The organism is Streptomyces sp. NPDC059455, assembly GCF_042750115.1.
GTDB lineage: Bacteria > Actinomycetota > Actinomycetes > Streptomycetales > Streptomycetaceae > Streptomyces > Streptomyces endocoffeicus.
In genome coordinates this window covers 1-23,081 of sequence record NZ_JBHYVB010000042.1, presented here as the reverse complement: position 1 = coordinate 23,081, position 23,081 = coordinate 1, and the positions used below count along the sequence as shown (strand labels likewise).

The window sequence follows — 23,081 nt, the reverse complement described above, 5'->3', positions numbered from 1 at the left end:
TGAGCATGGAAGGGTTCAAGGCCGACGCCGACCAGCTGGGCAAGAGCCCCGTCGCCGGCGGGGACGTCTGCTGCTCCGGCCAGGAGGAGAGCACCAAGGCCGTGCCGGCGGCTTCGGGCTGCGCCTGCGGCAGCTGAACGGCGACGCTCACCCTTCTTCCGGCTCCTCCTCCTGCGCGGCCTCGGGGTCGCGCAGGGGGCGCAGCCCCTGGCCGGGGCCGCTGGCCTTGATGTTGAACAGGTAGCGGCCCAGGAAGTTGATATGCCGGTCTTTGAGCGGTGAGAGCCGGGCCACGTCCTCGTCCTTGATGTCGTGGCCCTCGGCGCGCAGCTGGGCGACGGCCGCGTCGAGATAGCGGGTGTTCCACAGGACGACGGCGTTGAGGACCAGGCCGAGGGCGGCGAGCTGGTCCTCCTGGCCCTCGCGGTACGCCTGGCGGATCTGGCCCCGGCCGCCGTGGCAGATCGCGCGGGCGGGGCGGTGGCGGGACTCCTGCACGGTGAGCTGCCGGTTCATCAGCCGGCGGTAGGTGTCGTCGACCGGGTCGACCAGAGCGAGCAGGTGCATGGTCTTGTCGATCCGCCCGTACTCGGCAAACGCCGCCCCCAGCGGGGTCGGGTGGCCCTCACGGCCGAACATCCGCAGCAGGTCGTACGCCCGCACCTGGTTGGTGATGAGCGATCCCGCGACCCGGAGCATGTCGGGCCAGTGCGTCTCGATGCGCTTCAGGTTGACCTTGTTGGAGGCCACCGCCTCCAGCGGCCCGTACCCGCCGCCCGCACTGTCGCCCTCGGGCAGGTCGGCCCGCCAGAACCGCTGGTCGGCCAGGTCCCGGAAGCGCGGGGCGAAGCGGAAGCCGAGCATCTTGTACAGACCGAAGGCCATGTCGGAGTACGAGGCGTTGTCCGTGGCGACCATCTCCGGCTTCACCCCGCCGTCGAGATTCAGCAGGGTGTCCAGGCTGTAAAGGCTGTCACGCGGGATGCCCCGTACGACCATCGCGCCGATCCCGGCGACCTGGTCGTTGACCGCGTTGAGCCAGGTCACGCCGCGTTTGTAGCCGTAGTACTTGGGCGAGGGGCCGGTGTTGATGCTCTTGACGGGGACGACGAAGCGCAGGCCGTCGACGGAGGCGAGCAGCCTACCGCCCCACATCTGGGCCAGCTCGATGCGGGACTGGGCGCCGATCAGCGCCGCGTTCGCCGCGGCGATGGTGTCGGCGCGCACGTAGTTCTGGTCGACGTGGGACAGGCGCGAGCGGGTCAGCGCCTTGTTCTCCGGGTCGATGACCGGGGTTAGACCGATGTTGCAGCTCTGCGAGACCAGCAGGGCCACCAGCGAGACGAGCAGGCCCTCCATGCGGGTGCGCCGGTCGGAGACATGCCCGAAGGAGTCGAGGAACCCGGTCCAGGAATGGACCTCGAACAGCAGGTCCGGCAGGTCGATGCGGGGCAGCATGGCCTCCGTGGTGGCCTTCAGCCACGTCAGCGACTCCGGCTCGCCCACCGTACCGAGCTTGTCCACACTCAGCCGCGCCCGGCCCCCGCCCTCAGGGACGACGACCTCCACCTTCGCCTCGGCGCCAGCCTCCTCCAGCCGGTCGGCCATCTGCCGCCACGCCGCGTCCAGTCCGCGGGCGAGCTGGGCCAGGTGCTCGCCGACGTCCTCAGTCAGGGACAGGCCCGCCAGCACATCCGACTTCATCGCCTCCCACCGGGGCCCGTCCAGCAGCCGGGCTCGAGGGTCGGCCCACCGGTTCGACGGAGCGGCGAACACGTCCCGCCGGTTCAGGGCGCGGTGCAGCTGCTCCAGCACGCACACCACGTACGCGTCCCGGCCGACCGCACCCTGCGGCAACTTGCCGTTGGAGAACACCGCCCGCCGCCACATCGCCGGCACCAGGTCGCCGTCGACCTCGCGCGGCAGCTGCGGCCGCTCCTTGACCCGCCGACGCGAGAGCGCGGGCAGACGGCGCACCGCCTTCAGGATGCGCCGGCCGGACGGGGCCGCGCCCAGCGCCTCCGACTCGCCCAGCAGCGACAGGAACGGGCGCACCGTGTTGTAGCGCAGGGCGAGCTTCTCGCGCATCGCCGCCTCGGCTGACCCGTCGTCCTCCGGCACCAGGGCCTCGACGGTGGCGACGGCCCCGGCCACGGCCGTGCGCGGCACGGCTTCCTCCACCACCGCCCACAGCGCGGCCACGTCCAGGTCCGCGTCGTGCTCGGCGACCAGGTCCAGCTCCTCGGTGAGGATCTTCGACGCCTTCGCCAGGATGCGCGCGGCCTTCTCCAACTGAGGCAGCATCGCCAGGCGCTCCCGCTCCGACGCCTGCCGCGCCGGGCTGATCAGCCGGTTCGCCATCAGCACCGAAAACAGGTTCAGCGCGTCGTCGACCGCCTGCGCCTCCAGCTGCCGCACCACCGCCGTCAGCAAGGCCGTGCGCCGCGGCTGCGGCGCACGCTCGATCGTCTGCGCCTTGCTCAGCTGCCCGTACCGGGCCAGCGTGGACAGCCGGTTCACCGGCACCCGGGACAGGTTCACCCGGCCCAGCGCGAACGCGGAGATCTCCTCCACCCGCTCCATCGCCCGCACCATCGCGGTCCCCGTCGACTTCACCGGCGGCGTGCGCAGCCGCTCCAGCGCCGAGACCCGCCTGCCCTCCGGCACCACCAGCAGCCCGGCCAGCGCCGGCGCAAGCGCCGGATCGGGCCCGCTCGGTGGCCCGGGCCACCGCCTCATACAGGCGCCGCTCGGCCGCCGTACGAGCCTCCGCCACCTGCCGGGCCAGCACCGAGACCCCCGGCAGCAGCACCCGGTTCTTCCGCAGCCACGTCACCGCGTGGTTGAACAGCGCGACCGGCCCCTCCGCGTGCGTCCACGCCCGCCCGTACAGGAAGCCGCGGAACTGCCGCCCCCATTCGCGGTCGGTGAAGTCGCGGTACCCGAACCGCTCCTGGATCTGGCCCGCGTGCTCGTACACCGTCGAGCGCCGCTCGGCGTACCGCTTCACGCACGACGCATCGTCGATACCAAGCTGCCCAGCCAGGTACTCCACGGCCTCCCACGGCACCGCTAGGTGGTCCTCGCCGAGGAACCGGCCGACGTAGCGGACCGTGCAGATCTGCACCGCCATCCCCAGCCGGTGCGCGTCCGTACGCCGCAGCGCGATCAGATCACGGTCGTCATCGTCGAGGAAGAAGAACCGCTCCAGCTCCGGGCGCGTGGGCACCTCGGTGAACGTCCCGTACGCCTCGACCTGCTCATCAGTCAGAAACTCCACCGGCACGAACCGGACCGTAGCCAGCACCGACGACCGCCCGACGATCTTTCCGCGAACCCCAGCGAACCCTCCAGCCGACGTGCTAGCCACCCATGATCGTTCTCACCGGGATTTCCTGTACCGCAACTGCTCACACCCGGACGACCATCCCAAAACCCTCACCACGCGGCACAATCTCGCCCACTGCCGGGGAAACGCGGGGGACGCGGCCGGAGCCGCGGCCGCCTACGACGAGTTGCTGAAGCACATAGTGCCAGGTACCGGGCGATGAACATCCCGACACTCTCACCACCCCGCCCCATGTCGCCTACTGGCTGGGGACGTGGCCGTTGATGAATCGACCGAGTCCGGGACGGTCGCTCTCCCATGCGGCCCGGCGGCGAAAGCCGTCCCGGAAGGCGTCCCGGAACTGCAGGGGGCCGGATGGAAGCGGACGGGGTATTCGGGATGGACGCGCGGCGGCCGGACGGGAAAGAGAACACGTGAACGGCGACCTGGACGAGAGCGCCCGCGCCGAGCTCATCGAACGCGAGCCCTGCCCGCGCCGCGGGACATCGCCGGGATCGGCGTGCCGGGCCAACTCCGGCCGTCGCCATCGACTACCCCACCGGCCGTACGCCAATCTGCCGGACAACACAGGCGCCCATTCGCAAGCGCTGCTGCCCCCGACCGTCTCTGGGCCGGGGGCAGCAGTGTGTCGGGACCGGTCAGTTGGCCGTTGTCGTCTTGGCGAGGGCCTTGTCGAGGTGGCGGTCGACGAGGACAGGGGAGCCGGAGAGGATCAGCAGCAGACTGCCGTCGCGGATCGCGGTCTGCTTCATCACGGTGCTCCGCTCTCCGGTGGAGAGCGTAAGGAGCTGGCTCCACTGCTCGTCACCGAGCTCGCGGGGCGCGGGCAGTTTCTGCGAGGCCATGTTGATCGGGGTGTCGTCCGCGACGACCTGATAGGTGGGGCACCCGGTCATGGCGTCGAAGATCCGGCCGATGCCGTTGGACAGCTTGTTCGCGCTGTCGCTGTATAGCTCCTCGGAGACCTCCGAGGAACTGCCGCCGTAGGTGAAGGTGGCCTTCGCCTTGCGGGGGAAGGTGAGCGTGCCGCCGGTGGCCGCGTCGCCGCCCAGCTTGCTCAGAGCTGGGCAGCCGACGACGGTGAAGTTGTCGTGCTGGGCGGGGTGCTCCGGCTTGCGCAGGTAGCCGCTGCCGAGGTCGTTCTCGTCGAGCAGGCGGGTCTCTCGTGTTTCGCTGTCTTGAGTGGTCAGGTTCCGGCGGTGGCCCAGGCTGTGAGGACGGCCTGGATTTCTTCGGGTTGTGCCTGGTGGGGGTGTGGGCCGCGAAAACGGTGGGCGATGATCGTGCGGCGGAGCTTGGCGGTCATGTCCTCGAAGGAGGGCTGGGTCTTGGTGGTGTACCAGCGGGCTCTGGCGCGGTGTTCGTCGGTGTCGGCGGGTTGGTGGCCGACCAGCGCGTACCAGGTGGTGACCACGGTGCAGGCGAGCAGGCCGAAGGGGACGGTGCGTTCGACCGCGAGGCGAGTACGGTTGCGGGCCTCGCCGACGCCGAGGGTCTGGCGGGCGTCGAAGAAAGCGGTCTCGATCGCCCAGCGGGCCGCGTAGCGTTCCACGATCTGTTCGGCGGATGTGGTGAGGTCGGTGGTGACCAGGGCGGTGCCGTAGCCGCGGTCCAGTCCGGTGCCGGGCCCGCAGTTGCTGTCCCGGACCAGGACAACTCTGATGGGCCGGGTGTGGAAGGAGCCGTACCACAGGCAGGTGTGCTCGGCGAGGAAAACGGTGTCCACGCGTCCGTAGCGGCGGACCTTGGTTCGGTGCCAGTCCAGCTGCTGGGAGAGATCGGTGGGTGTCCCGAGGCGTGGGCCCCGGGTGCGTGGGCGTCCCTTCTTGCCCGTGCGTGGGGGCGGGAGTTCGTGCAGCACGGAGGTGACCTTCAGGCGGCTGGTCCAGGTGATCTGCGGGTTGAGGCCGCGTAGGTGCTCGCCGACGTAGGCGGCATCCCTAACTGTGTGCAGGGTGCGGTGGGGGAAGTGGGCGGCGAGCAGTTCGGTCATCTCGCGGGCCAGGGCGATCTTTCCGGTGTGTTTGGGGCGCCATAGACAGGCCAGGACGGGCAGGCATACCTGCGCGACCAGCCCGGTCAGCAGAATGCAGAACGTGCGGAACGTCGGAGCGGTGAAGCAGGAACGGCAGACAGCCAGCAAAGCGGATAAGGACGGCGGTATCGTGCCCACTGGAAGCATCCGCGAATCACTCTCAACTGGGTGAAACAGACACCGCCGATGCTTCTGTCTACCCGTCACATGCCAAGAGCAGTACGGTCTCGCGCCATCCGATCGAGCGCATCAACACACACCCGTTCACCGCCCGGTGATCCAAAAAGTGCGAAACACGAGCGCTCGAGGGCGTCTATCCGGCGTCGGCCGAGACGCTGGCCGAGTACCGGCGTTCTCGTGAGGGAGGAGTCCGATGAGGATCATGCCTTCGGTGCTGGACCCGGAAGAGACGTACAAGCCGATGACGGGTGTCGTCGTCCCGCGGCCGATTGCCTGGGTGACCTTGCTGTCGGAGGACGGGGTGCTCAACCTCGCGCCGTTCAGTTGCTTCACCTTCGTCTCCAGCAAACCCCCGATGGTGGGCATCAACATCGGCCGGAAGGCGGGCGTGCGCAAGGACACCGGCCACAACATCCATCGCGGTGGCGAGTTCGTCGTCAACATCCCGGACGAGACGATGATCGAGGCAGTGCATCACAGCGCGGTCGAGTACCCGCCCGGCGTCAGCGAGGTCGAGACGCTGGGACTGGACACGGTGGACTCCGACCGGGTCGGCGTCGCGCGGCTGCGGGACGTGCCGGTCAGCCTGGAGTGCCGCCTCCACAGTGTCACCGAGTGCGGGCTGACCGGTGCGGAATTCGTGGTCGGCGAGGTCCTCGCCTTCCACATCCGGGACTCCTTGATGGCCGACGGCAAGGTCGATACCGCCGCGATGCGGCCGATCGCCCGGATCGCGGGACCCAACTACGCCGCTCTGGGCGAGATCACCTCGATGCGGCCGACCGCCCGGACGCCGAAGACCGTCCTCGTGGAGGGCGGCGAACGGTGACCGTGCGCGCGGCGGGTCAGACGCTCCGGTGGTGTGGCAGCGGCGGCGGCGCGGACCGGTAGACCGGTGGGGTCGCGGAAAGATTGATCGGGTTCCGGCACAGGGTCACGGTGCTGCCGTCAGCGCGCGGAAGCTCCACGGTCGGGGTGAGCCCGAGGCCGGTGGCGAGCGCGAAGGCGCCGGCGATGTCGTTGACGGTCCCGGCGGGCACGCGCAGACGGGTCAGCTCCTCGGCCCAGTGCTCGGCGGGCCTGGCCGCGAGCAAGCGTACCAGCTCCGCGCGCAGCTGCCCGCGGTGCCGCACCCGGGCGGTGTTGGTGGCATACCGCTTGTCCTCGGCCAGGCGCGGGGCGCCGAGCGCCTGGCCGAGCCCGGTGAACTGGCGGTCGTTGCCCACGGCGAGGACGAGCTCGCCGTCGGAACAGGGAAGCAGCTCGTAGGGCGCGATGCTGGGGTGCTGATTGCCCATCCGGGCCGGCACGACACCGCCGGAGGTGTAGGCGCTGGCCTGGTTGACCAGCCCGGCGAGCAGGCACGACAGCAGGTCGATGTCCACGCGCTGCCCTTCGCCGGTGCGTGTCCGGTGATGGAGCGCGGTAAGGATGCCGATGGTGGCGAACAGTCCGGCGAGCACATCGACCACGGCCACACCGACCTTCTGGGGCTCCCCGTCGGGCTCCCCGGTGATGCTCATCAGCCCGCCGAGTGCTTGGACGAGCAGGTCGTAGCCGGGCAGCGGGGCGCCGGGCCCACGCCCGAAGCCAGTGATCGAGCAGTAGATCAGGCCCGGGTTCTCGGCCCGGAGCTGCTCGTGGTCAAGGCCGAACTTCGCCATCAGCCCGGGCCGGAAGTTCTCGACCACCACATCGGCGGACAGGGCCCGCCGTCGCGCCTCGGCGCGATCCTGAGGGTCGGCCAGATCGAGCACGAGCGTGTCCTTGTTGCGGTTGACGGACTGGAAGTAGGTGGCCTGGTCGTGCCGGTCGTGCGGCGGGCCCCAGGCGCGGGTGTCGTCGCCGGTCCCGGGGCGCTCGACCTTCGTGACGGAGGCGCCCAGATCGGCGAGGAGCATCGTCGCGAAGGGGCCGGCCAGGACCCGGGCGAAGTCCAGCACCCGGAGGTTGCCAAGAGCGGTGGTCATCTGCGAGCCTTCCGATCATCGATTTTCGAAAATCGAGAATCAGGCTAGAGGCCCACGATCCCGAGAACAAGAGGAGAGCCGACGATGACCCCTTCGGCAGCAGCTCCGCTGGACTTCCTCTCCGTCGACCACTTCCTCTCCGACGAGGAACGCGACATCCGCGACACCGTCCGCGCGTTCGTCCGCGACCGGGTGCTCCCCGAGGTCGGGGACTGGTTCGACCAGGGGCGGCTGCCCCGGGAACTGGTGGGGGAGTTGGGCAAGCTGGGCGTGCTGGGAATGCACCTGGAGGGCTACGGATGCGCCGGGACAAGCGCCACCGCCTACGGGCTGGCGTGCCTGGAGCTGGAAGCCGGCGACAGCGGGCTCCGCAGCCTGGTGTCGGTGCAGGGCTCGCTGGCCATGTACGCCATCCACCGGTGGGGCGCGGAGGAGCAGAAGAGCCAATGGCTGCCACGGATGGCGGCTGGCGAGGCGGTCGGATGCTTCGGCCTGACCGAGCCGGATTCTGGATCGGACCCGGGCTCTATGCGAACCCACGCCCGGCGCGATGGTGACGACTGGCTCCTGAGCGGCCGGAAAATGTGGATCACCAACGGTTCACTGGCCGACGTGGCGGTGGTGTGGGCGCGTACCGAGGAGGGCGTCCGCGGCTTCTTGGTGCCCAAAGGCACCAAGGGCTTCTCGGCCCACGACATCCACAAGAAGCTGTCACTGCGCGCGTCGACGACCTCGGAGCTGGTCCTGGACGAGGTCCGGCTGCCGTCCTCGGCGATGCTGCCCGGCGCCACCTCCCTGCGCGGACCGCTGTCGTGCCTGAACGAGGCGCGTTTCGGGATCGTATGGGGCGCGGCCGGAGCCGCCCGCGCCTGTCTGGCGGCCGCCATCGACTACAGCACGACCCGGACGCAGTTCGGCAAGCCGATCGGGGGCTTCCAGATCCAGCAGCAGAAGCTCGCCCGGATGGCGCTGGAGGTCAACCGGGCGACCCTGCTGGCACTGCACCTGGGCCGGATCAAGGATGCCGGCCGATTGCGGCCCGAGCAGGTGAGCATGGGCAAGCTGGGCAACGTCGACGCGGCCCTGGACGTGGCCCGTACGGCGCGGCAGGTGCTGGGCGCCAACGGGATCACCCTGGAGTACCCGGTGATGCGGCACATGGCCAATCTCGAGTCGGTGGTCACCTACGAGGGCACCGCGGATGTGCATGCGCTGGTCGTCGGGGGTGCGCTGACTGGGATCGACGCGTTCCGGTGAACGCACACCGCTAGAGTCGTGACGGTGACGACACACCACAGTGGACCGGGAACGATGGCCCAGCACGCGCTCGACGAGCTGCGACGGGCGATTGTTTCCGGCCGCTATCGCCCGGGGCAACGGGTCCTGCAGGAAGAGATCGCCGAGAGCCTCGGGGTGAGCCTCGCCCCGGTCCGCGAGGCGCTGCGGGCTCTGGAGCAGGAGGGGCAGGTCGTCTACCGGCCACGGCGCGGGTACTTCATCACCGAGCTGCACGCGGCTGACCTTCAGGAGATCTACGCGCTGCGGCAGTTGTTGGAGGAGCGCGCGGTGCGCCAGTCCCTGCCCGTGCTCGACGAGGACGCCGTCGAACGGATCGCCCTCGCCGCCCGTGACTGCGCCGAGGCCGCCCGGCGCGGCGACGTCGCCGCCGAGCTGGAGGCCAACCGCCGGTTCCACTTCAACATCCTGGAGTCCGCGGACCACCCCCACACGGTGCGCCTGATCCGGCTCCTGTGGGACTCCACCGAGCCCTACCGCGCGATGTACTACAACTCGCCGGAAGAGCGCGAGAAAACGGTCGAGGCCCACGACGAGATCCTCGATGCGGTGCGGCGCAAGGCGGCGGACGAGGTGATCGCCGCGCTCGACGCGCACCGGGACCGCGCGCTGACGACGCTCACGCACATCCTCGCCGCCGACTGAGCTGTATGACCGTTGGCGCCGAGGCGATCGCTGCGGACGCGGGCAATTGGCGGAGCCGGTCAGCAGGTGAGCCAACCGCCGTTGACGTCCAGGCTGGTGCCGTTGATGTAGCTGGCCCGGTCGCTGATCAGGAATTCGATCGCGTCGGCGATCTCGTGTGGCCGGGCGAATCGTCCCATGGGTACCTGGGCCGTCATACGTTTCTCGGCCTCGCCCTTGACACCGCTCATCATCGGGGTGGCTACGAAGCCGGGCGCCACACCGTTGACACGGATGCGGAAGCCGACCAGCTCGCGGGAGAGGCTGGCAGTGAGGTTCTGCAGGGCCGCCTTCGAGGCCGCGTAGGCGACGCTGGAGGGTAGGTGGGGCGGGAACTCGGCGTCCGGAAGACCGCCGGTGCCCAGCTTCGACGCGATCGACAGCAGATTGACGATGCTGGCCGAACCATCCCTCGGCAGGCGCCGGAACGCCTCTCGAACGAGGAGGAACGGGGCCTTGAGATTGATCGCCATGGTCAGGTCCCACTCCTCCTCGGAGATATCGGAGAAGGGCTTCTTGCGGCCGTTGTCCTTGGGAGAGATGCCCACCGCGTTCACGAGTACGGTCAGCGGCCCGTACGAGGCGGCTTCATCGCTGAGTCGGCTGTTCACCTCGGCACTGGTGAGGTCGCTGGCGAACCAGGGATGTTCTCCGTGACCGAGCGCGGACAGTTCCTCGGCGATCTTCCTGACAGCGCTCTCGTAGCGTCGGCCACCACGACCCGGTAGCCGATGTCGACGAGGCGTTTGCCGATAAGGCTGCCGATGCCACCGGCGCCGCTACCGACAGCGGACGGCATGCGGACGATGGCACACTGAGCACCCAACGGAGTTCCCTCACGGTCAGTCGGATCTTGGTCGATCTTCTAACCTACTGGGAGCTCCGTTGCCGCGTCCCGGCCTTCGCGGGTACATCACCAAAAGTGACGAACCCCGCAACGCCACCAGGGGATATCTCGCCCGGAATCCACCATCGACAAGTACCTGAACTGCGGAAACGCAGTAAGTCACCGGCATTGCACCGACCTGCGCAATCGTGGGGTCAGGGACGTGCTCATGCTGGTCTGCGACGGGCTGTCCGCCCTGCCGGACGCGGTCGCGAACGTGTGGCCGCAGACTGTCGTGCAGCGCTGCGTAGTTCACCTGATCAGGCAGAGCCTGCGCTACGCCTCGAGGCGGGACTGGCCCGAGGTCACCGCCGACCTCAAGCCCGTCTACACCGTCGTCAACGAGGCCCAGGCCCGCGAGCGCCTCGACGAGTTCGACGCCAAGTGGGGCCATAAGTACGGCAGTATCGCCACCGTCTGGCAGCGGGCCTGGAGCGAGTTCGTGCCGTTCCTGGCCTTCCCCGACGCGATTCGCGAGGTCGTCTACGCGACCAAGGAGCTGGCCATGGAGCGAACGCGGCGAGCCGGCCGGCCGAACGCGCGCCGAGGACGAGCAGGGCTCCCTCGCCGGCGAACTGGCGTGCGGCCTCGGCGCCGATCCCCGCGCTCGCGCCGGTGATGATGACCTTGTCCTGCAGGAGCTTCGTTCGCATCGCTTTGCGCCGTCCTATGCCGGAGTGCGGGTGCGATCCGCGTCGAGGAGGGGCCGGATGGTGTGCAGCAGCTCGTCGAGCCTGCGGCAGGCAGCTTCGTTGGGGCCGGCCATCGGCAGCCGGTGTTCGTTGTCCGGGAGCAGTCCCGTCTTCCACATGAGGTATTTGACAGGCCCGGGGTTGGTGTCCCAGAAGACCGCGGAGTTGAGTTCGTACAGCGCGTAGTGCAGTCGGCGTGCTTCGTCGAGGTTTCCCGCGGCGACCTCTTCGTAGAGGCTGCGGACGGCCTGGGGAGCGACGTTGGCGGCGGCGTTCACCAGGCCGGACGCGCCGATCGCCAGCATCGGGAAACTCAGCTCCTCCACTCCGACGAGCACCCGGAATTGTGAGCCGAGTCGGGATATCACCTCGGTGATCCACAGAAGGTCGTACGCGGAGTGCTTGACGCCGACGATGTTCGGGGATTCGGTGGCGATCCGCTCGACGACCTCCGGCCTGACCGTGATTCCGGCGCGGCCGGGAATGTGGTAAGTGAGCACCGGAAGTCCCGTCGAAGCGGCGACTTGGCGATAATACCGCACCATGCCTTCCTCGGGCGGCTTCGAATAGTAGGGCGTGACGACCATGACGGCGTCTGCGCCTGCCCGCTCGGCTGCCTCGGTGAGTTCGATGGTGGCCTCGAGAGTATGGGCGCCGGTCGCGGCGATGACCGGAAGGCGGCCGGCGGACGTGGTCACGGCCGTGTGGAACAGCTCGATCCGCTCGGTGGTCGTGAGCATCGCCGGCTCTCCCGAGGTTCCGGTGACGACGATGCCGTGGGAGCCGCTGTCGAATTGGAATCGGATGAGGCGCTCGAATGCCTCCCGGTCGACTGCTCCCTTGCGGAACGGCGTCACCAGTGGGGGCAGGGAACCCCGCAGGAAGTCGTCGGAAATCGGGATCATGGGAATCTCATTTCTGCCGCGAGCGGGAATTCGAGAGCTACCGATGTGACCGCGCGCCGCGCGGAACGGTCGTCGTGGCAGGCGCCTTCCTAGGGCGTTGTCACGTGTCCCGCATATCTGTCTCCGGATGGTCACGCTCGATGCGATGCTGACACGGACGGGCCGTGGCGGCAAGGGCTCTGTACGGGTGCGGGCTCGGGATTCCACTGTCGTGTGTCGAGGCGGGCCAGTTTCGGTCACGGGGTTGTGAACGAAGCCTTGACATCGGCTCGCGATCGGTCGATCGTAACCACCCGGATACATGTAACCAAGCGGAGACACATGAACCCTCTCGGGGTGTATCGCTCCGTCAGGACAGGGCCGCTGAGAGAGGACCGAGCGTGCACATTTCACTCGCCGAGTTCGATGGCAGAGTCGCCATCACGGGTGACGACGGTGACGGCCCGCGCGTGCTGGCCGAGCCGCTCGCGGGACTGTCGCTGGGCGAGGCGCTGGCACAACCGGACCTTGCAGGCACGGTCCACACCGCGTACCGCGACGGCACGCCCGCCACCGGCACGGAGTTCCGTCCCCTGACGCCGGTCGCCGACACTGCCAAGGTCTTCTGCGCCGGGTTCAACTACCGGGCCGCCGGGCGGGAACGGCCGGAGCACCCGACGTTGTTCCTGCGCACCGTCGCCAGCCTGGTCGGCCACGAGCACCACGTCGTGGTGCCGGCGGCGTCGTCCTTCCTGGACTGGGAAGGGGAGATCGCGGTCGTCATCGGGGCGCCGGCGCGCCATGTGTCCGCTGAGCACAGCTGGCGACACGTGGCAGCACTGACGTGCCTCGCGGACAACACGGTCCGTGACTTCGCCAAACACGGCACGCAGGCCACCGCGGGCAAGAACTTCGAGGCCAGCGGCGCTATCGGGCCCGCGCTGCTGCTGTGCGAAGGTCCGCCGGCGGCCTCGGACGTCAAGCTGACCACCCGGCTCAACGGCGAGCAGATGCAGGCAGGCTGCCTGGACGACCTGCTGCACTCCGTCGAGGAGCTGATCAGCTACCTCAGCGATGTCACCACACTCAACCCCGGCGACGTCATTGCCACGGGCACCCCACCGGGCATCGGCGCCCGCCGGCAGCCGCCCCGCTACCTGCGGCCAGGCGACGTGCTCGAAGTCGAGGTGAGCGGCGTCGGCGTGCTCCGCAACCCGGTCTGCGACGAGGGCGCTCGATGACGCCCGCCGTCCGCTGCCTCGATGACGCCGAGGTCGACCGCCTCCTGACCCTCGACGACGCCGTCACCACGCTGCGCCGGGCGTTGGGCAGCGAGCCTGCGATGGCTCCGGTGAGCATGCCCAAAGCGCTGGGCACCTGGCCCGACGGCAGCTTGCACGCTCTCGGCGCACACTGGACCTCCAGCGGCTACGCAGGCGTGAAGACGTGGATCAACACCAGCGCGGGCGCGCAGAGCGTCTACTGCCTGTTCGACACGGCGGCCGGCGGCCTGCTGGGGATCTTCCGGGCCCGTTCCCTGGGCCGGCTGCGGACGGCCGCGGTCGGCGCGCTCGGCCTGCAGGCGATGGTGCCGGCGGACACCGGCACGCTCGCGCTGCTCGGCACCGGCCGGCAGGCACGCGCCCAACTCGCCGGTGCCGCCGCGGTGCTGCCCCTGACCCGGGTCCGCGTGTGGTCCCCGACCACCGAGCACCGCACCTCCTTCAGCGCCGCGATGGCCGACGAGTTCGGCATCGAGGTCATACCGGCCGGCTCGGTCGCGGACGCCGTCCGCGACGTCGGTGCCGTCGTGACGGTGACGAGGGCACGAGCTCCCTTCCTGCGAGCGGCTGATCTGCGGCCCGACGTGCACATCAACGCGATGGGCGCCATCTTGCCCGGAGCGGCCGAACTGGACGCGGACGTCGTCCGCTCGGCGCGGTCCGTCGTCGTTGACGACGTGGCCTCCGCGCTGGAGAACTCCACCGAACTACGGACGGCGCTGCGCGACGACCCCGGTTTCTCCGGCCGGGTCAGTCCGCTCGGCGAGGTGCTGCGGGCACCCGGCGTGGTCCGGCCCGGGCTGACCATCTTCAAATCCGTGGGCCTGGGGGCGTGTGACCTGGTCCTCGCGGTGCGTGTGTACGAAGCGGCCCGCCTCGGAGCCGCCGACCACACGCGAACCGATCCGACAACAACGCAGGCACAGGAGAAGTGATGGATGTTCAGAAGCTGACGGCCACGGAGGACACCGGTCCGGTGCGGTTGGTCGACCTCCGGGAGGCCCCGGCCCGGGAGAACCACCTGTGGCCGGTGCACATCGTGCGGCGCGCGGAGATCGAGCACGCCCTCGGCCTCCTCGCCGAGGGCGAGCCCGGCGCGGACGGTTGCCGCGAGTTCTCCGTGGTCCACCCGAACTCGGTCGAGCCGGGACTCGGGCTCGCGCCGGGCATCGACGTCGTCTTCGGGGTGCTGCTGCCGGGCGAGGAGACGGTTCCAGTACGCCACAACGCGTCCTCGGTCTCGATGTGCCTGTCCGGCCACGGCGTCACCGACATCGACGAATCCGCCTTCGCGACCGGATTCCGGGACGTGTGGGTGACGCCGTCGATGAGCCCGTTCGTGCTGCGCAACCCAGGCGACGAGCCCTTCATCTACCTCACGTACTCCAACCGTCCCATGCTGCGGAAGCTGGAGGTGTACTTCCGCGAGGAGAAGCCGCCGGTCGGCGTGCAGGCGCCCGCGGTGGACACTCCCGCCGGCGGCCGGGTGAAGGACCTCGCGCCCGGCTTCCCCATCGGCGACAGCGGGGCATGGCTGCTGCCGTACGAGCACCTCATCGACCCGGAGTTCGTCGAGTCCAGGCCGCTTCTGTGGAAGTGGCAGGATGTCGCCCCCCACCTGGGGCTGTTGAAGTCGCTCAAGACCGGGTACACCGGCCGGCCACTGATGTGCCTCTACAACCCGGCGACCGGGACCCGCAACGGCACTACCGCGAACTTCTTCGCCACCATCTCAAACGGCTCGGCCAACCTCATCGGTCCGGCCCACCGGCACAGCTCAGCGGCGATCAACTACATCCTCGACGGCAGCGGTTGGAGCGTCGTGGACGGCGTCCGTATCGACTGGGAAGCCGGCGACATCATGCTCTCCGCGCCGGGCTGGGCGCCGCACGGCCACGCTCGCGGGCCTGAGGGCGCCTCGATCCTCACCATCCAGGACCACCCGCTGCAGATCGCCTCCGAGTCCCTGGTGTGGCAGGAGGACCTGGAGGACGGCCCGATTCTCAGCCTCGGCAAGCAAGCCGGGTTCCAGACCAACCTCAGCCAGTTCCTGGCCGACACCGAGTAGTCGGCGTGCGGCGCACTTGAGGCGCCGTACCGCCGTCGCCAGATCGGGCCGACATCCATCTCCCTGCGTCACCGTCAAAGGAGACACCCGTGCTGCCTCATACATCCCGAAGAAGCGTGGCAGTCCTCTCGTCCGGTATTGCCGCCGCCCTCGCCCTCGCCGGTTGCGGCGCCGGCGGCTCGGCCTCCGCCGGCGCCGGCGGTGCGGCGCTGAGCGAGACCCAGCGAGCGGCTGTCAAGGCCGCCGAGGCGGAGTTCGCCGCATACATCAAGCCGCGCGCCGCCGATCCGGTTCCCGCGCTGCCCGCGGCCCCGCCGACGGGCAAGACCCTCACCATCATCGGGTGCCCGATCCCGGTGTGTGCCAAAGTCACGGGCGGGGCCACGAGGGCCGCCCGGAAACTCGGCTGGAAGGTCACCTCGCTGCAGAACGACAACACCCCACAGAGCTTCCTCACCCTGCTCAACCAGGTGGTGCAGAACCCGCCGGACATGCTCGCGTACATCGGCCTCGTGCGGAACTCCTCGGTGACGGCTCAGCTTTCCAAGCTGCACAGCGACGGCACGAAGATCGTCGAGATCGCCCCGATCGGCGACAAGCCGGCGCCCGCGGGGCCTGTTGACGCCACCGTCATCGCAGAGCTGCACAAGCGCCAGAGCGGCCGGCTGATGGGGGACGCCGTAGTGGCCGATGCCAAGGGACCGGCCGACACGGTGTTCGTGTGGGATCCCTCCTTCGCCGTCGGCTGGGGACCGATCAAGGACGGATACAGCAAGATCGTCAAGGCGGCCGGCGGCAGCGTCGGCATCCTTGAAGTGTCCAACCACAATATCGGAAAGACGATTCCCTCCCAGATCGTGAGCTACCTCCAGGCGCATCCGTCTGTGAAGTACGTCGCCCTGGCCGTCGGCGACTACGCTGCCGGGCTCGCCGCCGCCAAGCAGGCGGCCGGGTTGCAGCAGAAAGTGCGGATCACCAGCAGGGCGGCCAACGCCACCAATCTGCAGGACATCAAGGACGGCACGGAGTGGACGTCGATCGGCGAGGAGAACGCCGCGAGCGGCTACCGGGCGGTCGATCAGCTCGTCAGGCTGGAGATGGGGATTCCCCTGGGCAGCAGGATCGAAGCCGTCGGATGGCACCAGATCTTCACGCAGGGCAACGTCACCCAGACCGCGACCGCGCCCGAGCCGCCCGACTACGCCGCGGTCTACGAGCACGCCTGGCATGTGGGATGAGACATGACCGAACCCATCGGCCCCGTCCTCACCATCCGGTCGCTGTCGAAGACCTTCGCCGGCCAGACGGCCCTCAACCAGGTCGACCTGACCCTGCACGCGGGCGAGGTCCACTGCCTGCTGGGCCAGAACGGATCGGGCAAGTCGACCCTCATCAAGATCCTCGCCGGGTACCACGCCCCTGACCCGGGTTCCACCGCGACGCTGAACGGCGCTCCGCTGACGCTGGGTTCCACCGCGGCAGCCCGGGACAGCGAGATCCGGTTCATCCACCAGGACCTCGGCCTGGTGGACGAGCTGGATGTCGTCGACAACCTGGCCCTCGGTGGCCGTTACGCCGGCCGGTGGTGGCTGTCCGACCGCCGCGAACGCCGCGCCGCTCATCGGCTGTTGCTTGAGTACGGCGTCGACATCGACCCGTCCGCGCCGCTGGCAGCGGCAGGCGCAGGACAGCACAGCATGGTCGCGATCGTGCGGGCTATGGCACGGTCGGAGGCGAGTCCGTCGCTGCTCGTGCTGGACGAACCGACAGCGTCGTTGCCACAGCACCAGACCCGGCAGCTCTTCGACCTGGTCCGCGCCCTGAAGGCACGGGGCACGGCGGTGCTGTACGTCACCCACCGTCTCGGTGAGGTCTTCGAGATCGGTGACCGCGTCACCGTGCTGCGCGACGGGAAGGACGTGGCGACCCGCACAGTCGGCACGCTGGATACCGACCAGCTGGTCCACCTGATCATCGGACGGGAGCTGACCGAGTTCTCGCCCCAGGCGGCCCCGCCGCGCTCGGACGTCGTCCTCGACATCGCAGGCATGAGCGGCGCCGAAGTGCGCGATTTCTCGGCTCAGGTGCACGCCGGGGAGATCGTCGGTCTGACCGGCCTCGTCGGCTCCGGGTACGACCAGGTACTGGCACTGGCATTCGGTGGCCGGACGGCCCGTTCCGGGACGGTCGCAGTCGAAGGAGCCTCGGTACGGCCCGGCCGGCCGGACGCGTCCATCCGTGCCGGCCTGGCCTACGCGCCGGCTGACCGCAAGCGGCTGTCGACGATCCCCGACTGGAGCGTCAAGGAGAACGTGACGCTACCCCGGGTCCCGTCCGCCCGGTTCGGACGCTGGCTGGGCGGCCGGAGGGAACGTCGCGAAACGCTGCCGTGGACCCGGAGGGTCGGCGTGGTCCCCGACGACCCCGACCGTCAACTGGCGCTGCTCAGCGGGGGGAATCAGCAGAAGGCGGTGCTGTCCCGCTGGCTACGGCTCGGCGCGCGCGCCCTGCTGCTGGACGAACCGACCGCTGGTATTGATACCGGGGCGAAAGCTTCGATCTACGAGGCGCTGAGCAGTCTCGCCGCTCTCGGCACCAGCGTCGTGCTCTCGTCATCTGACGCCGACGAGCTGTGTGCTGTGTGCGACCGCGTGATCATCATGCGCCGCGGGGCGATCGCCGCCGTTCTGTCGGGACAAGACCTGACCGTTGCCCGGATCACGAGCGAGACCATCCGGGACGGCCACCCAGCCGCTCATGGAGGACCGTCATGACCCGTGCACCCGACGCAGGCGCGCACCCCGGCACAGCGGTGCCGCAGCAGGGACCGTCGGCGATACCGAGGGAGGTGCCCGAGGCGCTACCGGAGCAGCGGAGCGTCCGGCCACTGTCGCTGTCCACGGTGGCCCGGTCGCGGGGCGCCCAGCTCAACCGGGTGACCGGCCTGCTGCTGTGGGCGGTGTTCATCGCGTTCTTCGCGGTGAGGGTGCCGTCGACGTTCCTCACCTCGGCTACGTTCAACAGCATCGCGGGGGACCAGTCGGTCACCGTCATCCTCGCCCTGGGACTGCTCGTCACCCTGGCCGCCGGGCAGTTCGACCTGTCGGCGGCCCAAAACCTGGGCTTGTGCGCGGTGATCGACAGCGAGTTGATGGTCCACCACCACCTCGACCCGGTACTCGCCTCCCTTCTCACCCTGGCCGTCGGCGCTGGTATCGGCCTGGTCAACGGGGTGCTGGTGGCAGTGGTAGGGGTGAACAGCTTCATCGCCACGCTCGGGATGAGCTCGGTGCTGCTGGCATTCACCGAGCAGCTGTCCGGCAACCAGTTCGTCGGCCCGGTGCCCGCGGCGTTCCAGAAGATCGCCTCGCACTCGCTCCTCGGAGTGCCGATCGCGGCCGTCTACGCCATGATCCTCGCGGCGCTGGTCTGGTACGTCCTGGAGCACACGCCGGCCGGACGGCGCACCTACGCAGTCGGCGCCAACCCGGACGCGGCCCGCCTCGCCGGGGTGCGAACCACGCGCTACGTCATCGCGTCCTTCGTCGTCACCGCGGTGTTCGCCGCGCTCGCCGGCATCCTGGCCACCGCCAAGATCGGCGAGGTCGCGCCGACCTTGGGTCCCGGATACATGCTGCCGGCGTTCGCGGCCTGCTTCCTCGGTGCCACCCAGCTGAAGCTGGGCCGCTTCAACGTCTGGGGCGCCGTCATCGCGCTGTACCTGCTCGCCACCGGCGTGAAGGGCCTGCAACTCATCGGCAGCCAACTGTGGGTCACCGACCTCTTCAACGGAGTCGCACTGATCGCTGCGGTCAGCGTGGCCGTCCTCAGCGGCAAGCGGCGTCCACGGCGCGCCAAGGCCCGCGCCGCGGCGAACGCGGCCTCGTAGCGGAATCCCGGAAGGAAGACACACGTGATCATCCCAGGGCAGACCGCCGTCATCACCGCGGGCGCGCACGGACTCGGCCGCAGCGTCGCGGATCTCTTGGCAAGGCGCGGAATGAACGTCGTCATCGCCGACATCGACGGCGCCGCGGCACTGCGGGCCGCGGCCGAGCTTCGCGCTGCCGGCGGGGCGGCTGTCGGACTGGCTTGCGACGTACGCGACGAGGCCGACCTCGAACAGGTCCGGCTCGCCACGATCGCCGAGTACGGCAGGACCGACCTGCTCATGAACCACGCGGGAATGTCGGTGAACGGCCCCGTGGAGCAGGTAGCGCTGGCTGACTGGGGGCAGTTGCTCGACCTGAACGTGCTCCAAGGTGGCCGTCGTCGGGCTGGCGCAGTCGGTCGAGCGCTACCTCGCGCCGCACGGAATCGGGGTCACGCTCTTCGCGCCGGACTACATCGCGACCGCGTTCCCGGGCAGCGTGCGCCGTGTCGGCGCGGGCGGTTCGGGGGCGGAGCCGGTGTCTGCGTCGGTTCCGTACCCGGCGCAGACCCCCGAGCACGCCGCGGACGTCCTGCTGGCGGCGCTCGACCGGGGCGCGTTCCTCGCGTCGGCGACCGAGGGGGCGGACCGCCTGCTGCTCCTGCAGGCACAAGGCGGCCTGGACCCGTCGACACTGGCCCCGAGCTACTTCGCCATGACGGGAGCGGCCGCGGGCAGCGCCCCCGACTGATCGTGCCGCCCTGCTGACGGACGGCTGTTCAGGTCTTCGGGTCGCTGCGCGGCGCCGGGGCCGGCGCCCCGCTGGAAATCACCTGTTCGAGTAGCCGGCCGATGTCCTTGCGGATGGCGTTGACGTCCTCGCCGACGGCACCGACGGCCTGCAGCACCCACGGCTCGAACAGCAGCCAGCCCTTCATAAACGCCGATGCGGCGGCCACGGAAATCCGAGGATCAATTCCGGTGACAGGGGTGCTCTTCTCCTTTGGCGGAGATTCTTCGCGAACTCCCGTCAGTAGAATGGCGAGGGCACCCTCCTCGCTGTAGAGGTCTTCCATCCGTGTTCGGCTGAGCAGAGCGAACGCAAGGATGCGTATGAACCGTTCGCGCCTGATGTTCTCCTCGAAAAGGCGCTGAACCGACGCCACCGGGTCCTTCGGGTCGCCCGCGGCGGTCGAGAACGCCATCGCCTCCCGACGCATGACGGCTTTGAGCAGTGCGTCCTTCGTGCCGAAGTGACGGTAGATCAGGCCATGACTGACCCGGGCGCGGGCCGCGATATCGCGTACGGTGACCGACGCCGGGCCACGTTTTGCAAAAAGGTCCCGGGCTGCGTCCATCAAGCTGGTCATCACTTCGTCGCGGCCGTAGGGCGCGGCGACCGTCCGTCGTCGGGGGGGCATGATTTCCCTCTATTCGATTCAGCGTCAATGCGGCCGGTTCGCGTCAATGAACCATTGACATGCAGGTAGCCGGAGGACATTCTAGTGTAACCAAGCGGATACACCAAGGAGGTCCAGCGTGCGAGTGCTGGTTACAGGAGGGCTCGGCGTCAATGGCTGCTGGGCCACCCGGCGCTTCGTTTCCGAAGCCCACACGGTCGCGGTACTGGACCGCCGCCTCGACACGGCGCCGCTGGGGTCCGACGCGGGCAGCGTCACCCTCTTCGAGGCCGACATCACCAACGAGGCGCGGCTGACCGAGGTGTTCGAGCGGTTCCAGCCCGAGGTGGTGGTCCATATGGCGGCCCTGGTTGGCGCGCGCGAGGCCCGTGAGCTGTTCGACGTCAACGCCGGCGCGACGGTACAGTTGCTCGACGTTGCCCGGCGCACTGATGTTCGGCGGGTCGTGTTCACCTCTTCCCGCGCGGTGTACGGCGACCTGCTCGGCGTGGAGGGCCATCCCACCTACCAGCCGGTCACCGAGTCGACCCCCTTCGCCCCGGTGCGCGCTTACGACGTCGCGAAGATCGCAGCGGAGGGTATGGGGCAGGTCTACCGGCGACGGTACGGCCTCGAGTTCACGGCGCTGCGCTTCGCCAGCATCTTCGGCCCCGGCAAGAACGTCCGGCATGCGGGCACGTCGATCTACAGCAGCATGATCGACACCGCGGCCGCGGGCGAGCCCGTCCGTATCGAACGCGGCGGCGACCAGCGCGACGACGTCATCTACGTCGAGGACGTCGCCGCCGCGATCGTCCTGGCCGCCACCGTCCCCGGCCCGCTCTCCCCGGCCTACAACATCTCCCGCGGCGAGGGCACCACCCTGCACGACCTGGCACGGGCCATCCGCACCTCGATCCCGAACGCCGACATCCACGTCGGGCCGGGCCTCGACTACTTCGACCTGGGCGTGCAGTACTACAGCGTCCTCGACAACAGCCTGGCCCGCCGCGAACTCGGCTTCGAGCCCCACTACGACCTGACGCGCGGCGTCGCCCGCTACCTCGAGGCGTCGCGCAGCCTCCTTGAAACAGACAGCGCCTGACCCGATCCACGAAGCAGAGGAGCAGCCGTGAGCAGCATCATCGGCGTCGACATCGGCGGCACCTTCACCGATGCCTTCATTGCCGACAGCACCGGCAGGACCTGGTCCGCCAAGACCCCCTCCACCCCGCCCGGCTACGCGGAGGGTTTCCTGAACGCACTGGGTGAACTCGCCGAGAGCGACGGCCGCGACCTCGCCGAACTGCTCGGCGCGTGCGACTACATCGTGCACGGCACCACCGCCACTCTCAACGCGCTCGTCGTCGGGGACGTGGCCACCGTCGGATTCCTCACCACGTCCGGACACAGTGACTCCATCCGGATCATGAACCTCGAAGGCCGCTATGCCGGACTCAGCAACGACGACATCCAAGACATGGTCCGCCACGACAAGCCCGCGCCGCTCGTGCCGCGGCACCTCGTCCGCGAGATCACCGAACGCGTCGACTACAAAGGCGAGATCGTCGTCGAACTCGACGAGTCGCAGGCCCGCCAGGCCATCACCGAACTCCGGGACGCGGGTGCGGACGCCTTCGCCGTCTCCCTGCTGTGGTCCTTCGCCAACCCCCGGCACGAACTGCGGCTCCGGCAGCTGATCGAGGAGATCGCTCCCGGCACCTACGTCGGCCTGTCCAGCGAACTCAGCCCCCGCATCCGCGAGTACCCCCGCAGCGCGACCACCATCATGAGCACCCAGGTCGCCCCCAAGCTGCGCAACTACCTCGTGCCCGTGGAGAAACGGCTGCGCGAACTCGGCTTCACCGGAGCCCTGCTGGTCATGCAGGGCTCCGGCGGCTCCGTCGCGGCCGCCGAGGCCCCGGACCGCGCGATCACCACCATCGGCTCGGTGCTGACCGGCGGCGTCGTCGGTTGCACCCGCCTGGGCGCCCGCCTCGGACACCCGAACATCGTGTCGACGGACATCGGTGGCACCACCTTCCTGGTCGGACTGGTCGTCGACGGCGAACCCGTGATGGCCCCGAGCACCGTCGTCGGCCGACACACCGTCAGCGTCCCCATGGTCCAGGTCAGCACCATCGGCAGCGGCGGAGGAGCGGTCGCGTGGCTCGACGCCGGAGGCAACCTGCGTGTCGGCCCGCGCAGCGCTCAGGCCGTACCCGGACCGGCCTGCTACGGGAACGGTGGCACCGAGCCGACCGTCACCGACGCCGACGTGGTCCTCGGTATCGTCGACCCCGGCCGCTTCCTCGACGGCCGCAGGGCCCTCGACGTCGCGCTGGCCGAAGAGGCGATCCGCAGCCGGATCGCCGAGCCGCTCCGCCGCACCCGCGGGGTCCCCCCCGCGGGCCACTACGCCCAACAACACCCCCCGGCCGCGCGCCGGCTGGGCCAGGGGGGGGGCCAACCCCGCCAAGATC

The 23,081-nt window shown here is 69.3% G+C and carries 18 protein-coding genes and 4 pseudogenes; 15 read left to right on the top strand and 7 right to left on the bottom strand.

All coding sequences use genetic code 11. The annotated features are described in order from the left end of the window. Positions 1-5: 5 nt before the first annotated feature. Entirely contained in the window at positions 6-137 is a 132-nt protein-coding gene (locus tag ACFXB5_RS17470) for a hypothetical protein (RefSeq protein ID WP_284711726.1), read from the top strand. A 10-nt stretch (positions 138-147) separates the two neighbouring features. Here ACFXB5_RS17470 and ACFXB5_RS17465 read toward each other — a convergent pair. From ACFXB5_RS17465 to ACFXB5_RS17455, 3 genes and pseudogenes are all read right to left on the bottom strand, one after another. Beyond that, positions 148-3,286: pseudogene (locus tag ACFXB5_RS17465) on the bottom strand (Tn3 family transposase). 701 nt (positions 3,287-3,987) lie between these two features. Then, positions 3,988-4,515 (bottom strand): annotated as a pseudogene (locus tag ACFXB5_RS17460) (hypothetical protein); the annotation flags it as partial. 20 nt (positions 4,516-4,535) lie between these two features. Beyond that, positions 4,536-5,492 (bottom strand): transposase, encoded by a 957-nt coding sequence (locus ACFXB5_RS17455; protein ID WP_385208374.1) that lies wholly within the window; start codon positions 5,490-5,492, stop codon positions 4,536-4,538. Positions 5,493-5,757: 265 nt separating this feature from the next. Here ACFXB5_RS17455 and ACFXB5_RS17450 point away from each other — a divergent pair, with 265 nt between their 5' ends. Continuing rightward, positions 5,758-6,393, top strand: a complete 636-nt coding sequence (locus ACFXB5_RS17450; protein ID WP_385208371.1) for a flavin reductase family protein — start codon at positions 5,758-5,760, stop codon at positions 6,391-6,393. 16 nt (positions 6,394-6,409) lie between these two features. On the opposite strand, the gene ACFXB5_RS17445 is transcribed toward ACFXB5_RS17450, so the two are convergent. Then, positions 6,410-7,534, bottom strand: coding sequence for a CaiB/BaiF CoA-transferase family protein (locus ACFXB5_RS17445; RefSeq protein WP_037959786.1), 1,125 nt, complete (start codon positions 7,532-7,534; stop codon positions 6,410-6,412). Positions 7,535-7,618: 84 nt separating this feature from the next. Here ACFXB5_RS17445 and ACFXB5_RS17440 point away from each other — a divergent pair, with 84 nt between their 5' ends. Further along, entirely contained in the window at positions 7,619-8,791 is a 1,173-nt protein-coding gene (locus ACFXB5_RS17440) for an acyl-CoA dehydrogenase family protein (RefSeq protein ID WP_385208368.1), read from the top strand. A 24-nt stretch (positions 8,792-8,815) separates the two neighbouring features. Then, on the top strand, positions 8,816-9,475 hold the full coding sequence (locus ACFXB5_RS17435) for a GntR family transcriptional regulator (protein ID WP_241787944.1): 660 nt from the start codon (positions 8,816-8,818) through the stop codon (positions 9,473-9,475). Between the two features lie 59 nt (positions 9,476-9,534). Here the strand turns inward: ACFXB5_RS17435 and ACFXB5_RS17430 are convergent. Beyond that, positions 9,535-10,206: pseudogene (locus tag ACFXB5_RS17430) on the bottom strand (SDR family NAD(P)-dependent oxidoreductase); the annotation flags it as partial. 258 nt (positions 10,207-10,464) lie between these two features. Between ACFXB5_RS17430 and ACFXB5_RS17425 the strand changes: the two are divergent. Further along, complete coding sequence (locus ACFXB5_RS17425; protein WP_375792288.1) at positions 10,465-11,019, top strand: transposase; 555 nt, start codon at positions 10,465-10,467, stop codon at positions 11,017-11,019. Positions 11,020-11,067: 48 nt separating this feature from the next. Here the strand turns inward: ACFXB5_RS17425 and dapA are convergent, their stop codons facing one another. Continuing rightward, positions 11,068-11,997, bottom strand: coding sequence for a 4-hydroxy-tetrahydrodipicolinate synthase (dapA, locus tag ACFXB5_RS17420; RefSeq protein WP_385208365.1), 930 nt, complete (start codon positions 11,995-11,997; stop codon positions 11,068-11,070). 380 nt (positions 11,998-12,377) lie between these two features. Here dapA and ACFXB5_RS17415 point away from each other — a divergent pair, with 380 nt between their 5' ends. From ACFXB5_RS17415 to ACFXB5_RS17380, 8 genes and pseudogenes are all read left to right on the top strand, one after another. After that, positions 12,378-13,217, top strand: a complete 840-nt coding sequence (locus ACFXB5_RS17415; protein ID WP_051573659.1) for a fumarylacetoacetate hydrolase family protein — start codon at positions 12,378-12,380, stop codon at positions 13,215-13,217. Next, positions 13,214-14,194, top strand: coding sequence for an ornithine cyclodeaminase family protein (locus ACFXB5_RS17410; RefSeq protein ID WP_037959801.1), 981 nt, complete (start codon positions 13,214-13,216; stop codon positions 14,192-14,194). Before ACFXB5_RS17415 ends, ACFXB5_RS17410 begins: the two co-directional genes overlap by 4 nt. Continuing rightward, positions 14,194-15,327, top strand: coding sequence for a cupin domain-containing protein (locus ACFXB5_RS17405; protein WP_051573660.1), 1,134 nt, complete (start codon positions 14,194-14,196; stop codon positions 15,325-15,327). The genes ACFXB5_RS17410 and ACFXB5_RS17405 overlap by 1 nt, the downstream gene beginning before the upstream one ends. A 116-nt stretch (positions 15,328-15,443) precedes the next feature. Next, entirely contained in the window at positions 15,444-16,565 is a 1,122-nt protein-coding gene (locus ACFXB5_RS17400; protein ID WP_037959805.1) for a substrate-binding domain-containing protein, read from the top strand. A gap of 3 nt (positions 16,566-16,568) precedes the next feature. After that, positions 16,569-18,101, top strand: coding sequence for a sugar ABC transporter ATP-binding protein (locus tag ACFXB5_RS17395; RefSeq protein ID WP_385208359.1), 1,533 nt, complete (start codon positions 16,569-16,571; stop codon positions 18,099-18,101). Then, positions 18,098-19,216, top strand: a complete 1,119-nt coding sequence (locus tag ACFXB5_RS17390) for an ABC transporter permease (protein WP_385208357.1) — start codon at positions 18,098-18,100, stop codon at positions 19,214-19,216. The genes ACFXB5_RS17395 and ACFXB5_RS17390 overlap by 4 nt, the downstream gene beginning before the upstream one ends. Before the next feature lie 24 nt (positions 19,217-19,240). Next, a pseudogene (locus ACFXB5_RS17385) lies at positions 19,241-19,570 on the top strand (SDR family NAD(P)-dependent oxidoreductase); the annotation flags it as partial. 19 nt (positions 19,571-19,589) lie between these two features. Further along, entirely contained in the window at positions 19,590-19,949 is a 360-nt protein-coding gene (locus ACFXB5_RS17380) for a hypothetical protein (protein ID WP_037959809.1), read from the top strand. A gap of 28 nt (positions 19,950-19,977) precedes the next feature. On the opposite strand, the gene ACFXB5_RS17375 is transcribed toward ACFXB5_RS17380, so the two are convergent. Further along, a complete protein-coding gene (locus ACFXB5_RS17375) occupies positions 19,978-20,568 on the bottom strand; it encodes a TetR/AcrR family transcriptional regulator (RefSeq protein WP_250853051.1) in 591 nt (196 codons plus the stop codon). A 169-nt stretch (positions 20,569-20,737) separates the two neighbouring features. Between ACFXB5_RS17375 and ACFXB5_RS17370 the strand changes: the two genes are divergently transcribed. Together ACFXB5_RS17370 and ACFXB5_RS17365 are read left to right on the top strand one after the other, a co-directional pair. Further along, positions 20,738-21,703 (top strand): NAD-dependent epimerase/dehydratase family protein, encoded by a 966-nt coding sequence (locus tag ACFXB5_RS17370; protein ID WP_385208353.1) that lies wholly within the window; start codon positions 20,738-20,740, stop codon positions 21,701-21,703. Between the two features lie 27 nt (positions 21,704-21,730). Beyond that, positions 21,731-23,081, top strand: a 1,351-nt coding sequence (locus tag ACFXB5_RS17365) for a hydantoinase/oxoprolinase family protein (RefSeq protein ID WP_385208351.1), incomplete at its 3' end; no start/stop codon positions are given.

Bases quoted from the DNA above. Each gene is read 5' to 3' on its own strand.
- ACFXB5_RS17470 (WP_284711726.1), top strand. From the start codon at position 6: ATGGAAGGGTTCAAGGCCGACGCCGACCAGCTGGGCAAGAGCCCCGTC.
- ACFXB5_RS17450 (WP_385208371.1), top strand. From the start codon at position 5,758: ATGAGGATCATGCCTTCGGTGCTGGACCCGGAAGAGACGTACAAGCCG.
- ACFXB5_RS17445 (WP_037959786.1), bottom strand. From the start codon at position 7,534: ATGACCACCGCTCTTGGCAACCTCCGGGTGCTGGACTTCGCCCGGGTC.
- ACFXB5_RS17440 (WP_385208368.1), top strand. From the start codon at position 7,619: ATGACCCCTTCGGCAGCAGCTCCGCTGGACTTCCTCTCCGTCGACCAC.
- dapA (WP_385208365.1), bottom strand. From the start codon at position 11,997: ATGATCCCGATTTCCGACGACTTCCTGCGGGGTTCCCTGCCCCCACTG.
- ACFXB5_RS17410 (WP_037959801.1), top strand. From the start codon at position 13,214: ATGACGCCCGCCGTCCGCTGCCTCGATGACGCCGAGGTCGACCGCCTC.
- ACFXB5_RS17405 (WP_051573660.1), top strand. From the start codon at position 14,194: ATGGATGTTCAGAAGCTGACGGCCACGGAGGACACCGGTCCGGTGCGG.
- ACFXB5_RS17395 (WP_385208359.1), top strand. From the start codon at position 16,569: ATGACCGAACCCATCGGCCCCGTCCTCACCATCCGGTCGCTGTCGAAG.
- ACFXB5_RS17390 (WP_385208357.1), top strand. From the start codon at position 18,098: ATGACCCGTGCACCCGACGCAGGCGCGCACCCCGGCACAGCGGTGCCG.
- ACFXB5_RS17375 (WP_250853051.1), bottom strand. From the start codon at position 20,568: ATGACCAGCTTGATGGACGCAGCCCGGGACCTTTTTGCAAAACGTGGC.